The organism is Flavobacterium sp. IC2-16 (assembly GCF_055521455.1).
The window spans coordinates 2,439,186-2,452,394 of sequence record NZ_CM145480.1 but is presented as its reverse complement, the minus strand read 5'-3'; the positions used below and the strand labels follow the sequence as shown (position 1 = coordinate 2,452,394).

The 13,209-nt window shown below is 31.0% G+C and carries 14 protein-coding genes and 1 tRNA gene; 9 read left to right on the top strand and 6 right to left on the bottom strand.

The window, feature by feature from the left end:
• Window positions 1–147: 147 nt before the first annotated feature.
• The 4 genes from ACZ1JT_RS11360 (at window position 148) to ACZ1JT_RS11345 (ending at window position 2,894) form a co-directional block, all read left to right on the top strand.
• Window positions 148–507, top strand: a complete 360-nt coding sequence (locus ACZ1JT_RS11360; RefSeq protein ID WP_465093945.1) for a BlaI/MecI/CopY family transcriptional regulator — start codon at window positions 148–150, stop codon at window positions 505–507.
• A 4-nt stretch (window positions 508–511) separates the two neighbouring features.
• Window positions 512–2,416 carry a M56 family metallopeptidase gene (locus ACZ1JT_RS11355; protein ID WP_465093944.1) on the top strand — a complete coding sequence of 635 codons (1,905 nt, stop codon included), beginning with the start codon at window positions 512–514 and terminating at the stop codon, window positions 2,414–2,416.
• Between the two features lie 62 nt (window positions 2,417–2,478).
• Window positions 2,479–2,619 (top strand): SsrA-binding protein, encoded by a 141-nt coding sequence (locus ACZ1JT_RS11350; protein WP_465093943.1) that lies wholly within the window; start codon window positions 2,479–2,481, stop codon window positions 2,617–2,619.
• Window positions 2,620–2,820: 201 nt separating this feature from the next.
• Window positions 2,821–2,894, top strand: a tRNA-Arg gene (locus ACZ1JT_RS11345).
• A gap of 244 nt (window positions 2,895–3,138) precedes the next feature.
• On the opposite strand, the gene ACZ1JT_RS11340 is transcribed toward ACZ1JT_RS11345, so the two are convergent.
• The 5 genes from ACZ1JT_RS11340 to ACZ1JT_RS11320 form a co-directional block, all read right to left on the bottom strand.
• A complete protein-coding gene (locus tag ACZ1JT_RS11340; protein WP_465093942.1) occupies window positions 3,139–3,324 on the bottom strand; it encodes a hypothetical protein in 186 nt (61 codons plus the stop codon).
• Window positions 3,324–4,367: a serine/threonine-protein kinase gene (locus ACZ1JT_RS11335; protein WP_465093941.1), complete on the bottom strand. Its 1,044-nt coding sequence runs from the start codon at window positions 4,365–4,367 to the stop codon at window positions 3,324–3,326. The genes ACZ1JT_RS11340 and ACZ1JT_RS11335 overlap by 1 nt, the downstream gene beginning before the upstream one ends.
• Before the next feature lie 4 nt (window positions 4,368–4,371).
• Window positions 4,372–4,857: a hypothetical protein gene (locus ACZ1JT_RS11330; RefSeq protein WP_465093940.1), complete on the bottom strand. Its 486-nt coding sequence runs from the start codon at window positions 4,855–4,857 to the stop codon at window positions 4,372–4,374.
• Between the two features lie 68 nt (window positions 4,858–4,925).
• Window positions 4,926–5,612 (bottom strand): hypothetical protein, encoded by a 687-nt coding sequence (locus tag ACZ1JT_RS11325; protein ID WP_465093939.1) that lies wholly within the window; start codon window positions 5,610–5,612, stop codon window positions 4,926–4,928.
• Between the two features lie 283 nt (window positions 5,613–5,895).
• Window positions 5,896–7,311 carry a cyclodeaminase/cyclohydrolase family protein gene (locus tag ACZ1JT_RS11320; protein ID WP_465093938.1) on the bottom strand — a complete coding sequence of 472 codons (1,416 nt, stop codon included), beginning with the start codon at window positions 7,309–7,311 and terminating at the stop codon, window positions 5,896–5,898.
• A 529-nt stretch (window positions 7,312–7,840) separates the two neighbouring features.
• Here ACZ1JT_RS11320 and ACZ1JT_RS11315 point away from each other — a divergent pair.
• The 4 genes from ACZ1JT_RS11315 to ACZ1JT_RS11300 are packed head-to-tail and all read left to right on the top strand — an operon-like array spanning window position 7,841 to window position 11,613.
• Window positions 7,841–10,186: a PAS domain S-box protein gene (locus ACZ1JT_RS11315; protein ID WP_465093937.1), complete on the top strand. Its 2,346-nt coding sequence runs from the start codon at window positions 7,841–7,843 to the stop codon at window positions 10,184–10,186.
• Window positions 10,186–10,569, top strand: a complete 384-nt coding sequence (locus tag ACZ1JT_RS11310; protein ID WP_465093936.1) for a response regulator — start codon at window positions 10,186–10,188, stop codon at window positions 10,567–10,569. The genes ACZ1JT_RS11315 and ACZ1JT_RS11310 overlap by 1 nt, the downstream gene beginning before the upstream one ends.
• A 29-nt stretch (window positions 10,570–10,598) precedes the next feature.
• Complete coding sequence (locus ACZ1JT_RS11305) at window positions 10,599–11,174, top strand: pentapeptide repeat-containing protein (protein WP_465093935.1); 576 nt, start codon at window positions 10,599–10,601, stop codon at window positions 11,172–11,174.
• A 1-nt stretch (window position 11,175) separates the two neighbouring features.
• Window positions 11,176–11,613, top strand: a complete 438-nt coding sequence (locus ACZ1JT_RS11300) for a GNAT family N-acetyltransferase (protein ID WP_465093934.1) — start codon at window positions 11,176–11,178, stop codon at window positions 11,611–11,613.
• Here ACZ1JT_RS11300 and ACZ1JT_RS11295 read toward each other — a convergent pair whose 3' ends face one another.
• Window positions 11,614–12,288: a hypothetical protein gene (locus ACZ1JT_RS11295; RefSeq protein WP_465093933.1), complete on the bottom strand. Its 675-nt coding sequence runs from the start codon at window positions 12,286–12,288 to the stop codon at window positions 11,614–11,616.
• 148 nt (window positions 12,289–12,436) lie between these two features.
• On the opposite strand from ACZ1JT_RS11295, the gene ACZ1JT_RS11290 reads away from it, so the two are divergent.
• Entirely contained in the window at window positions 12,437–13,165 is a 729-nt protein-coding gene (locus ACZ1JT_RS11290; protein ID WP_465093932.1) for a sulfite exporter TauE/SafE family protein, read from the top strand.
• Window positions 13,166–13,209 lie beyond the last annotated feature (44 nt).

Below are 13,209 nucleotides of genomic sequence, written 5' to 3'. Positions count from 1 at the left end.
TTTATTCATCATAAGTGTTCAGTGAATTAAAATTTGTAGCGATATCCTTTTAAATTAAACATTGAGACTCTAGAAATTATTGGTTTAAAAGATTTAGCGAATAGTCCGCCTGTTTCATTTAACAGGAACGCCATAAAAATAAAATTCATGCAAAAGTTAACAAACAAAGAAGAAGAAGTAATGCATATTTTATGGAAGCTCCAAAAAGCATTCGTAAAAGAGGTTTTGGCCGAAATAAAAGAAGACCAACCGCATTACAATACGCTTTCTACCATAATACGAAATCTGGAAGAAAAAGGGTATGTGTCGCATAACGCTTTTGGTAATACACATCAATATTATCCATTAGTTAGCAAAGAAGATTACCGTAAAGGTTTTATGAATACAGCTATAGAAAATTATTTCAACAATTCGTACAAAAGCATGATTTCCTTTTTTGCTAAAGAAGAAAAAATCAGCGCTAAAGAATTACGTGAAATATTAGACATGATAGAACAGAAAAAATAAGCTTATGGAAGCATTAGGAATATATTTGCTTAAAGCAAGTGCACTGATGTGCATCTTTTATCTGACGTATTTTACTTTTCTCAGAAAAGAGACTTTTTTCAATTCGAACAGATGGTTTTTATTAACCGGGCTTATTACTTCATTAGTATTTCCATTAATCACTTTTACCAAAATAATTTGGGTAGAACCAAGTCCGGTTTCGGATTACGACTATTCACAAATTCCTGCTGTACTAGAAAACACAACAGCAAATGAACCTGTATTTACCATAAACTGGTTTTTACTTATTGCGAGTATTTACAGTATTGGACTTGCTGTTTTTTTCATCAAGTTTGTTATGGATTGCTTTGCCATTAAACAAATTATTGAAAAACCAAAGGCAATTAAACGTAGTAATTTCTACTTAATTGATACTGAAAAAGTACAATCACCTTTTTCATTTTTTAATTATATCGTTTACAACTCTTCGGTATTAAAAGAGCATGAGCTGGAAAATATTTTACATCACGAACAGGTTCACAGTGCTCAAAAACACTCATTAGATATGATTTTGGCTCAAATTTTCTGTATCGCCTTTTGGTTTAATCCAATTGTTTGGTTGTACAAAAAAGCAATTGCTCAAAATCTAGAATTTATTGCCGATAATGTAGCCACACAAAAAACCGACGATATTAAAGCGTATCAAAAAACCTTATTAAAAGTAATGATGCAATCGCAATGTATTGCTATCACAAATCCATTTTATCAATCATTAATCAAAAAACGAATAGTTATGTTAAACAAAAATCAATCAAACAAGAGAAATTCATGGAAGTATTTAATTGTACTACCGCTATTAGCCATCTTTATTTTTCAGTTTCAAGTAACAGTACATGCCCAAGAGAAAAAAGGACCGCAAATGGAGCAACATGAAAAAAACAAAAAAGTAATAGCCATTGTAATCGATAAAAATTCATCTGATGAAGAAATCAAAAAAGATGCAGAAATGCTTAAAAATGATTTTGGCGTTACCTTAAAAACTTCAAAAGTCAAAAGAAATGCTAACGGAGAAATCACAGCCATAAAAGTTGAATTTAAAGATAAAGATGGAAGAAAAGGCACTTCTCATATGGAAAGCGACTCCCCTATTCAACCCATTCGGTTTTATAAAGAAATGGATGAAAACGGAAAAGGATCTATTGGATTTGGAGGTCCGGCTGGAAGAGAACCAAGAGAAGGGCTTGCAAATATCCGTAGATTAAAACTTTCGGATGGTAATGATAAAGATGTTGAAATAATTGTTGATGGTGATGATGAAAACTTCGCCTGGGAAGATAATTTCGATTTCGATTTTGAAGCGCCAGAAGCGCCGGAAGCTCCTGAAGCACCAGAAGTAAATGGTATTGCAAAAGCACCAAAGGCTCCTAAAGTGCCGAAAGCTCCAAAAGCACCTAAAACAGACATGAAGAAAATTGTTATCAAACAAAATGGTGACAAAAAAGAAGTTTGGATAAATGGTGAAAAAGTAGCGGAAGATAAAATTGGCGACATGAATTTTGAAGATATGGACCAAGTTTTCGTTTATAAGGGGAAAGGAGAAAAAGGCCCGAAAGGAGAAAAAGGTCCTAAAGATTTTATATTTACCGATGAAAATGGAAATACGGTTATTTCGATAGTAGAAATAGAAAAGATTAGAAAAGATGCCATGAACGGAGCTAGAATACAAATGAAAGAAGCAAAAGAGCGCATGGAAAAAATGCGTCCGGAAATGGAACGTGCACGAATGCAAATGGAATTATCTAAACCCGAAATGGAACGCGCTCGTGAAGAAATGATGAAAGCCAAAGAAGAAATGATGAAGGCTAAAGAAGAACTACAAAAAGCTAAAGAAGAGTTAGAAAAAGCAAAGCTGAGTACTAAAAAAGCATAAATAAAAAACCGCTAAACAGCGGTTTTTTTGTTTTCATATATTTGCATAATCAAAATACAAACATGTACAAAATTTTAGCCAAAATAAACAAGCTGTTCTTACCAAGTTTTACCAAACAACAACTGGATCTAGCTAAAGCCAAAAAATGGCAAAAAGCTATTATTGCTTGGCGCTATTATGTAACCACCCGTGCATTAGATTAATTTTTGACTTCAGAATTAAGAATCTGTCTTATCGATCGAATTGCTTGGGATTGTTAATAAAATGAATAAGAATAATTCACACTAACAAAAGGCACTGAATATCACATACCTACCTGTTCATATGCATTTTTTTTGATTAAATTTCACTTTTTACTTTGCATGTTATACATTTCTTTCTATATTTGCACCCGTTAAAACAACGGCCTCGTGGCGCAACTGAATAGCGCATCTGATTACGGCTCAGAAGGTTACAGGTTTGAATCCTGTCGAGGTCACTTTAATATTAAGCGCAACTAATTGATAATCAACGAGTTGCGCTTATTTTTTTATTTCGTTTTTGAAATTTGCACAACATTTGCACAACATTTGCACAACAAACATAGTATAAATTACTTTTAAATAATATCAATAGATTTTATTGTCCAATTCAATGTATAATTCAAACATTTTTGCTAATTATTAGAAAGAATAATTAAAAAGCCTTATCAAACGATAAGGCTTTTTAATTATTTATTAGCATTACTTATGCTTTATACTTTTAGAGTGAACCACAATCTTACCATTTGGCAGATGTTTAATGATATAACTACCATTATATATTTTCACATTAGCTAATTTCAACAATTCTTCATGTGAAAGTTTATTAAATGGATTTGAAAAATCCTCTCTATTACGCTCTTTATATGTTGAAATAGCTTTCTTCATTACCAATTAGTATCCAAAAGATATGCATAAATTAACGAATTTTTTTGTGATTCATTGCTTACTTTAACACAATAATTAACTTTTCTTCTCTCGCCTTTTTGAGCATTTAACTCCCACATATCACCCTTTAATGTTGCAGTAATTTCATATCCAGGCCTAGACCATCTTTCATTCCCTGACCAATCAGTTTCATATTGCCAGTCATTAGACGTTGAAATTTTACTAAGATCATTCATCATTTCTATAATTGAAGAATATCTGTTATTTGGATCAACCTCCATTGCTTTATTAATCACTTTTTTTAATTGAATAGGAATGTGTGGCAAATATAATGAACGATTAGGGAATTTTCCAGATATAAGATTTTTAATAAAATTTCGATTATCATGATTTCCTCTACTAATATGAGCGTTATATACATGATGACTGAAAATTTTATCACCACAACACATACGATATAAAGTAATCCCAGCTTGATATACATCAAACTTCAAGTTATGATTAGCTTGATTAAACAATTCAGGCGGTGCAAAAACAGGAGTTGTTCCGAAATTTGTTGCAAAACCATAATATGAAACATGTTGGGCTAATCCAAAATCAGATAAGACGGCTTGATTTGAATCTGTCAATAAAATATTCTCAAGTTTTATATCAAAATGAACTAGCTTTTTAACATGAACATTGTTTAACCCAGATAAAAATTGCAATGAATATCGTATTATTTCTCTTGAAGTCAGAAATCTTACATCGGTTAACGATTTTAAAGAACCTTTTTCGTAGAAAGGCATTGCAAGATATATATTTTCAGAATCTAAACAACTATAATTAACAGGAACTATGTTTTGATGCTTAGTTATATATAATTTTTTAGCCTCTTCAAAAAAAAGTGATGGCTTTTTAAAACTAACTACTGGAACTTGTTTAATTGCTATAATTGAACCCAACTGTAGGTCTCTAGCTTTATATACAACTCCTTCTCCTCCCCCTCCAATTTTTTTAATTTGCTTGAAATTTAGCGTTGTTTCAGTAAAAAAATTTGACATATTATTATATATTTAATGCGGCATGACAAGACAAAATACTTTCTCTTTCATAACTAGAAAGCTTATGCCATTTTATTTCATCAGGAATTAACTCAAATGACTTTGTATTATCAACTAACAATTTAAAATCTTCTCTATTAATATTTAATAATCTAGCAATTGTAGCTATTTTACCCATTTTTGATTTTATTACTGTGCTTCCTGCTAAAGATTCCAATACTACACCCTCTACAAAAAACCTCTCAATTGCTATTTGATTTAATTTAATATTAGCCTCTGAAACTCTAATTACAGCTTGATTTACACTATATTCATTAACAATATCCAACAAAGTATTTCGAACATAATTTAACCGTTCAGGTTGATTCATTGAAGCAGGTATAAATAAATTTGATATTGTTCTATAAATAAAGTTACCATTATTATCTTGCTCTATTATTGTATATATAATATTTGAATTTGAAAAAACACGTAAACCAATGGCAACCATCTTAATTTCATTTTTAGTTTAGAAAATAATATACAAAAATCATATCTCTAATATAATCTTTACATGACCTATACAACTTTAAGTTCATCTAAAGTTTTATCAATTAGAAAAGGAATTTGACCATTTATTAGATTAGAATAGACTACTGTTTGGGCATTGAATGTATCAATAGCGATGCAGTAATCTTCTGAAATTTGATAATCATTTGAAAAATTTTTCACAAGAAATCTATATAGCATTTCACAAAACATACCCAATTCAGATTTATTAAACCCCTCAAGTTGTGGTATTAACCATAAAGCACCTATTTCTTCCTTTCCATTTCGTTCGTGACTAAATAATAGATTGGGATTAATATATAAAGGAAACTCATCTACTATATATATTTTAGATTCTTTATGAATTGGTTGAAAATTTGAAATATTTAAAGGTCTCAAATCATCAAAATCAAAATCTTTAAAACTTGTTAAGATATTTATATTACGTTTATACATAGATTTAATACGTATATCATCAATATCTTTATATTTTGATTGAAGCTCATCAATTTTAAGATCATAAAATTCTTTACTATTGTATTTAAAAGCTTTGTATATACAACTTGTGCTTATAATCCAGTAATCCCCGCCACCATTATCACTTAAACCTATTTCCTTCTCTTTTCTATACTTCAATTTTAGAGAAAAATTTTTTTTGCTTTTTTCAGATGTCTTTCTCTTAAATTCTACAAGTTCTTTGATTGTTATCTTATGCATATTGGCTATGGAATATATTTAGATTGCCAATTTAACTAGAAAAGCTTTTTCTTACAATCACCATTTTTAATGATTTTTCATCTAACTAAAATTAGTGATATTCATAATCATGTAATTAAATTTATTAATACAATTTCAGAATGAATACACCACATTAACAAACCTTCTTTACACAAAAAAACCACTCATTTGAGTGATTTAATTCTATTTAATATATAATAAGATTGAGTTATAATTTAAGATCCATAGCAAAATTCACATAGAATGAATATTTCTTATACACTTAAAATTTTAACAATCCCAATTCCTCAAGTCTAATTGCCATAGCTTCAATAGAAACATTAAAAAAATCAGCAAGCGATTCAAAATAAACATGGTTGTAAGATGATGAAATTGCAAGCTTTTTTGCCAAACCCCTAGATGTTTTTACATCTTTTCTTAAACTACTAACATCACCTCTAGTTAAATTAAATACTGAATCCTCATTAACTACAAATGGTGGTGTTCCAAAACGAGCTTTAAATTCTCTAATAACATATTTTCTAGGCATAAGTATAAACACAGCTCCTTTATCAGCTTCTTTTTCTGTTCGAGGTTTATGACTATTATTTTGGGCAAAATCCATAGGCATATCCCTATGCAAAGTATCATTTTCATGAAAAAGAGCATGAGCCAATTCGTGAGCTGCAGTAAATCTTTGAACAGACACTGGAAATTTATTTGAAACCACAACCAAACGATTACTTTGATGGATAAGTCCAGCAATTTCTTTTGTATTAGCCATTTCATCCAAAACTCCAAATTCTTCTCTACTAACGTAGTCGTACCCCAATACATCTTTGAAAATAAGCTCAGGATCTAATAGATCTTTATAATCTAAAGGTGGGTTTTCCAACCAAATTAGATTACGATGTTTCCAAATCAATTTTTGAAAGTCAGAAATACCTTTTTCAATTTGATCCTCAGTAGGGTTTTTATATGATTTTAATTTATCAATCAAATCATGTAGTTCTAAATAAAATGGAAGCTTAACATCGTATTCTCTTTGCAAAACTGCAATCTTTGAAGTTGCAAGCTCATTGTAATTGGTGTAAGTCAAGTCTAAATCCTGAAGTTTTTGAATTATCATTTCGCAATATCGATAATCATCAGTTCCAAACTCGAGAAGATTAAGTCTTATAATTGCTAGTGAACCTGATAAGGCTGCAACCGCTCCACTAAAAGCAACATGCGAATCACCTCTTGCGTCCTCAAATGCATAATCGAATACAAAATTTGCCATCTCACATAATGAAATAGCATGATTTGCAATCCGCATTGGAATATCAATCACAACTTTCATTTGCTCCATTTCTTGACGTCTCAAAAAATTTCTTTCAATTTGATCTTGTTCTTTGCGCCTTGCAACTCTTAATTTAATAGCTTTGTCGAACTCAAAAGAATCCTTAGAAAACAACTCATAAAGTTCAGGAAAAATCTTCGTTTCAATTTCTTTATAATATTTCAATAAAGTTGGCAATGCTGCTTTATAACGTGATTGCATTGAAGGTCTATTTGTGACAGAAATTACAGTCATCAAAAGTTTGGAAGCTAACATACCTTCAAAAGCAGCAGCACTACCAGAACCAGGCTTATGTTTTCCAGCTCCAAATTCATCTAATAATTCAATTGCCGGACGCTGAAGTAATGTTTTATTCATAAATATTCAAAACTAAGTATATACAAATATAAGAAATTACTTGACTTACAATTAATTATGATGACATAACACACCAAAATTAACTTATTATAGTAGAACAAATTTTACAAAAACAAGATTGGATATTCTGACAAAAATTTATGTAAAGCCTTTAGCTTACCACTCGATATTATTGAACGCTTTTGTAGTCAGCTAAGATTATGATTTATAACTTATTATTTTTTATTTTTCATTAATTGAACCTAAAAATTTGCACAACATTTGCACAACATCTTTAGCACAAGAACTAACAAATACAAACAAGTATTTGTACAGTATCTATACTAGTATAAATATTATACTATTACAGTATATGTATTTGTTTATTTAAGTGTGACCTTTTTCGTCCTGTCGAGGTCACAAAACCCTGCATTAGCAGGGTTTTTTTATTGTTTCGATTCCCAAATCCTTTATTTAATTCATTGTTAATATTACAACTGACTGATTTTTACTATATTTATGGTAATTTCAGTTAAAAACGAATCATTTTATGGGCTTCGAAAAAATAAGTAACTGGTTTATAAATCGTCCCAGAACAACGGGATTACTTGTTTTTTCAATTCTACTTACCGGATTAAATTTCATCATTTTTTTACGATATAGCGTAGTTCAGAATAAGCAGCTGGCCGAAATGAACACCATCTTAAGCGTAGTCAACCAAAACATTGAACAATCTTTAAAAAATAGTTATGCCACTGCTATAAGCTTAGCACTTACTATCGATGATAATGGCGTAGTTACTAATTTTGATACTGTTGGTAAAGAATTAGTTTCAAACAATAATGCAATCGATGCTGTTCAGCTTGTTCCTAATGGTGTCATTAAATACACCTACCCTTTAAAAGGTAACGAAGCCGCTACTAATTTCAACATATTAGAGAATTCACTACACAAAGAAGCTGCTTTAAAAGCGATTGAAACCAAAAAAATGTACTATGTTGGGCCTGTTGAGTTACGACAAGGCGGACAAGGTGTTGTGGGACGGCTACCGGTTTTTAAGAATGGGAAATTTTGGGGATTTTCTGCCGTTGTAATTCGGTTTGAAACGTTTATTAAATCTACTGGTATAAATAACTTTGAAAGCGATAAATATTATTTTCAATTATCTAAAAAAGATCCAACCACACATAAAGAACTGTTTTTTTTAAATGACAAAACCGACTTCAAACTTACCAATTATAAAAGCGTCTATATTCCAGAAGGCGACTGGACTTTATACATAATTCAAAAAAACGAATCAAAACTCCTATACCAAACCTTACCTATTTTCTTTTTAGCTTTCATACTAGCGCTAATCTGCGGCATATTTGTATCTCATTTACTAAAAAAACCAAAAGAACTACAGCAACTTGTTCAAGTACAAACCAAAAAATTACTTAAAAACGAGCTGTTTTTTAAATCGATTTTTGATCATGCGGGATTAGGTATAACACACACCGATTCAATTTCTGGCAGATTCATTGATGCCAACGAAAAATATTGTTCTCTTTTAGGGTATTCTATTGCCGAAATTAAAAAACTTACCGTAATGGAAGTTACACACGAAGACGATAGAGAGAATGATACCATCCACATGAATCAAGTTAAGGAGGGAAAAACAAACGGATTTTCGTTAGAAAAAAGATATTATCATAAAAACGGCCATGTTATTTGGGTGAATATTACTGTTTCTCCATTATGGGAAAAAGGAACTATGCCTACTACACACATGACTATTGTTGAAGATATTACCAAACGAAAACAACACGAAGAAGAAATCCGTCAATCCAAATTAAGTTTAGAATCGTTAATTAATACTATTGATGGTGTAGTTTGGGAAGGATATCCAGATAGACCTGGAGTAACATTTATCAGCAAACAATCCGAAGCCATTTTAGGTTATACCCCAGAAGAATGGATGAGCAACGATAATTTTTGGTTTGAACATTTGCACCCCGAAGACAAGCAATTAGTTTCTGAACTTGTTGATGAATGGTCTAAAGACAAAAAACCACACGTTCACGAATATCGAATGATAGACAAAAGAGGAAATACCGTTTGGCTTCGCGACATTGTTAATGTATTTACCGAAAAAGATGGTTCGTTTAAATTTAGAGGTATTTTAATCGATATTACCAAATCAAAACAGTTTGAAATTGATTTAAACAACTCGTTCAATTTAGTTTCGGAACAAAACAAAAGGCTGCTTAATTTTTCGCATATTGTTTCTCATAATTTAAGATCACATACCAGTAACATTCAATCGCTTATTAATTTAATTGAGTTAAGTGAAGATAAAAACGAACAACATGAATTATTAAGTTTATTAAAATCGGTTTCGGAAGCATTAAATGAAACTATGGATAACCTCAACGAAGTAGTTTCAATTCAATCGGACATTAACCCTATTGTAGAAAAAATAAATTTAAACAAATACATACTAAAAACCCTTGATGTACTTCGCAATCAAATCATCAAAAATGAAGCTACAATACTCAATAATATCTCAGATTCGGTTACAATAAAATTTAATCCTGCGTATCTTGAAAGTATTTTGCTTAATTTTATATCCAATGCAATTCGATATAAACATCCGGATCGAAATCCGATTATCGAATTGAATATGGTGCAAAACGATGAATATACTGTGTTGGAAATTAAAGATAACGGTATAGGTATTGACCTTGAGAAAAACGGAAATAAGTTGTTTGGAATGTATAAAACATTTACCAACAATCCGGAATCGAGAGGAATTGGTTTGTTTATAACCAAAAATCAAATTGATGCTTTAAAGGGAAAAATTGAAGTTGAAAGTGAATTAAATAAAGGAACAACATTTAAAATATTTTTTAAATAATGCCCAATAAATCTATCTGCATAATTGATGATGATCCAATTTACCAATTGGTTACCAAGAAACTAATTGCAAAATCGGAGTTGTTTTCTGAGGCAATGTCATTTACTAATGCCGAAGAAGCCTTTCATCATTTTAAGGAAACAAAAAGTATTCCGGATATCATTTTGCTTGATATCGAAATGCCTCAAATGGACGGCTGGGAATTCCTGGACATCTTCATTCCATATAAGAAATCCATCAATATTGTGAACGATATTTACATTGCCAGCTCTTCCATATCACAAGAAGATAAAGACCGAGCCAAAATGTACGAATGCATTCGTCATTTTCTTAGCAAGCCAATAGATATCGAAAAATTAAAAAAAATAGCTCAAGTGCAATAATTCATATATTTGCTACAAACAAACGAGCAATGACTTCCGACTTTATATACGATAAAGAATACAAAAACAATATTTTTACTCAATACGAAATTTGCCAAAAGGAATTTGAAAACTGCACTTTCATAAACTGTGACTTCACTGTAGCAAATTTCACCGGAACCATTTTTATAGATTGTACTTTCTACGAATGTAATTTTAAAGAAGCCAAAATTGGTCATGTAGGCTTCAGAAATACATTATTTAATCATTGTAATTTTACATCGGTAAATTTTGCCATGACCGATCAGGTAATTTATGAGTTCCATTTTAATACCTGCTTGTTAGATTATGCACAATTTTACGCTTTAAAACTCAAAAAGATAAGTTTCACTAATTGCAGCATGGTAAGTGTCGATTTTATGCAAACCGACCTATCGGAAGCTATGTTTGACAATTGCAATTTACGTTTAGCTGTTTTCACCGATGCTAACTGTGAAAAAGCCGATTTCTATACCAGTTACGATTTTTCAATCGATCCAGAAAAAACCAAACTTAAAAAAGCAATATTCTCTTCGGAAGGCATTAAAGGCTTGCTGACAAAATACAATCTAATCATAAAAAATTAACATGATTAGAGTTTATCAACCGGAGGATTGTAACAACCTTATTGAATTGCTTAAGCTCAACATCCCGCAATATTTTGCACCAGAAGAAGAGCTTGATTTCATTACCTATTTAAACGATTATCGTGAAGATTATTTTGTGGTTGAAGACAATAATGAAATAATTGGTGCTGGAGGAATTAATTATTTCCCGGAATCCCAAACTGCACGAATTTCTTGGGATATTATACATCCCGATTTTCAAGGAAAAGGAATTGGTAAACAACTTGTACTACACCGATTAAATCATCTTAAGAAGTTACCGGTTACAACAGTTGTTGTACGAACTTCACAATTGGTGTATCCTTTTTATCAAAAAATGGGTTTTACACTAACGCGTATCGAAAAAAACTTTTGGGCTGACGGATTTGATTTGTATGAAATGGAACTTAAAATGAAGTAGTTATTCTTCTTTTATAATCATAACCGAACCTTTAAAACCTGTCGCCAAGTCCCATTGATTTCCTGTAATTAATTTTCCTTTTTCATCAAACACATGAAATTCGGCGGTATTTGGTCCTGAAGTCCCTTGGTTAAGTGCTTCAAATTCAATTTTATTAAAGCCTGGTGTTAATCCGATATCTACATATTTGAATTGATTTAGAAGATATACACGAGCTGCAACAACAATATTGTTTACCGAAACCTTTATAATATCGCCATCTTCAGCCATGTGATCTCGGTACATAACTTTTACCATAGACGATTTTGTCTTGAATTCTCCAAACGACTGATTTCTTCTAAACACTTTAGTATTTTCATCTCCACGGGCTTTTGGAATAGCATTTTTGGGGATTTCTCTTGGATTGGCAAAAACTTCTTTTTGAGTTGATACAGAATTCCCTCCTATTTCAAACGATTTATTTTCTTTCGGAAAAGTAAGCGGTTTGTTTTCATCGTAAACCGAAGATCCAAAATCAATGGCTTTAAATCTTGAATCGGCTTTTTCCTCAGGTTTTAATTCTACATCCGGATTTTTACCCAACGGAATTACAATAGAATTCAGTCCTTTATCTTTTTGGGCGAAAACCGAAAAAGAAAGTACTATTGTCAAGTATAGAGTTAAACTAATTTTCACGTTATGGGTATTTGTTTACATCACAAAATATCTGTTACGCAATATTTTGAAATTATATTTTCAAAAATAGTAAATCAAAAACTATTCCATTCTTAAAATTTACAAAGAAAGCGTTAAAATTGGTTAAATTTGATTAGAACTTTCAACTATGAATGATTTAATTATCTTTTTTGTTTTAGCATTACTGGCTGAAATTATTGGAACCGTGAGCGGATTTGGATCATCTATTTTGTTTGTTCCGTTAGCCGCTTTATTTTTCGATTTTAAAATTGTATTAGGAATTACTGCCGTTTTTCATGTATTTAGTAACATTACCAAAATCGTTCTTTTTCGAAAAGGAATTGATAAAAGCATTTTCTTAAAACTTGGCATACCTGCCATTATATTTGTTATACTGGGCGCCTTGTTAACGAAATATATTCCACAAAAAGAAATTGAATTCGGAATGAATTTGATTCTTTTACTTTTATCAATCTATTTGGTATTCAACATTAACAAAACCATTGAAAAGAGTAACAAAAACCTATACATCGGCGGAACTATTTCTGGTTTTTTAGCCGGGCTTATAGGAACAGGTGGCGCGATTCGCGGATTGACCTTAACTGCTTTTAATTTAGAAAAAGACATTTTTATTGCTACCTCGGCATTAATCGATCTAGGCGTGGATAGTAGCCGCGCTTTAATCTATATTTTAAATGGTTATTTTTTAAAAGAGCACATCATCTACATTCCGGTACTAATTGCAATTAGCATTCTAGGAACATGGATTGGAAAGAAAATAGTGGAAAAAACCAATCAAAAATACTTTCGCTATATTGTTTTAGGCGTCATTCTAATTACATCAGTCATACAAACCTTAAAGTATTTTTACCAATAAAAAAGTCTCTCGAATGAGAGACTTTTTATAATATCAAACAATTG

What these genes read in the sequence shown, in the direction of transcription:
- ACZ1JT_RS11360 (WP_465093945.1), top strand. Translation starts at nt 148, where the DNA reads ATGCAAAAGTTAACAAACAAAGAAGAAGAAGTAATGCATATTTTATGG.
- ACZ1JT_RS11355 (WP_465093944.1), top strand. Translation starts at nt 512, where the DNA reads ATGGAAGCATTAGGAATATATTTGCTTAAAGCAAGTGCACTGATGTGC.
- ACZ1JT_RS11350 (WP_465093943.1), top strand. Translation starts at nt 2,479, where the DNA reads ATGTACAAAATTTTAGCCAAAATAAACAAGCTGTTCTTACCAAGTTTT.
- ACZ1JT_RS11340 (WP_465093942.1), bottom strand. Translation starts at nt 3,324, where the DNA reads ATGAAGAAAGCTATTTCAACATATAAAGAGCGTAATAGAGAGGATTTT.
- ACZ1JT_RS11335 (WP_465093941.1), bottom strand. Translation starts at nt 4,367, where the DNA reads ATGTCAAATTTTTTTACTGAAACAACGCTAAATTTCAAGCAAATTAAA.
- ACZ1JT_RS11330 (WP_465093940.1), bottom strand. Translation starts at nt 4,857, where the DNA reads ATGGTTGCCATTGGTTTACGTGTTTTTTCAAATTCAAATATTATATAT.
- ACZ1JT_RS11325 (WP_465093939.1), bottom strand. Translation starts at nt 5,612, where the DNA reads ATGCATAAGATAACAATCAAAGAACTTGTAGAATTTAAGAGAAAGACA.
- ACZ1JT_RS11320 (WP_465093938.1), bottom strand. Translation starts at nt 7,311, where the DNA reads ATGAATAAAACATTACTTCAGCGTCCGGCAATTGAATTATTAGATGAA.
- ACZ1JT_RS11315 (WP_465093937.1), top strand. Translation starts at nt 7,841, where the DNA reads ATGGGCTTCGAAAAAATAAGTAACTGGTTTATAAATCGTCCCAGAACA.
- ACZ1JT_RS11310 (WP_465093936.1), top strand. Translation starts at nt 10,186, where the DNA reads ATGCCCAATAAATCTATCTGCATAATTGATGATGATCCAATTTACCAA.
- ACZ1JT_RS11305 (WP_465093935.1), top strand. Translation starts at nt 10,599, where the DNA reads ATGACTTCCGACTTTATATACGATAAAGAATACAAAAACAATATTTTT.
- ACZ1JT_RS11300 (WP_465093934.1), top strand. Translation starts at nt 11,176, where the DNA reads ATGATTAGAGTTTATCAACCGGAGGATTGTAACAACCTTATTGAATTG.
- ACZ1JT_RS11290 (WP_465093932.1), top strand. Translation starts at nt 12,437, where the DNA reads ATGAATGATTTAATTATCTTTTTTGTTTTAGCATTACTGGCTGAAATT.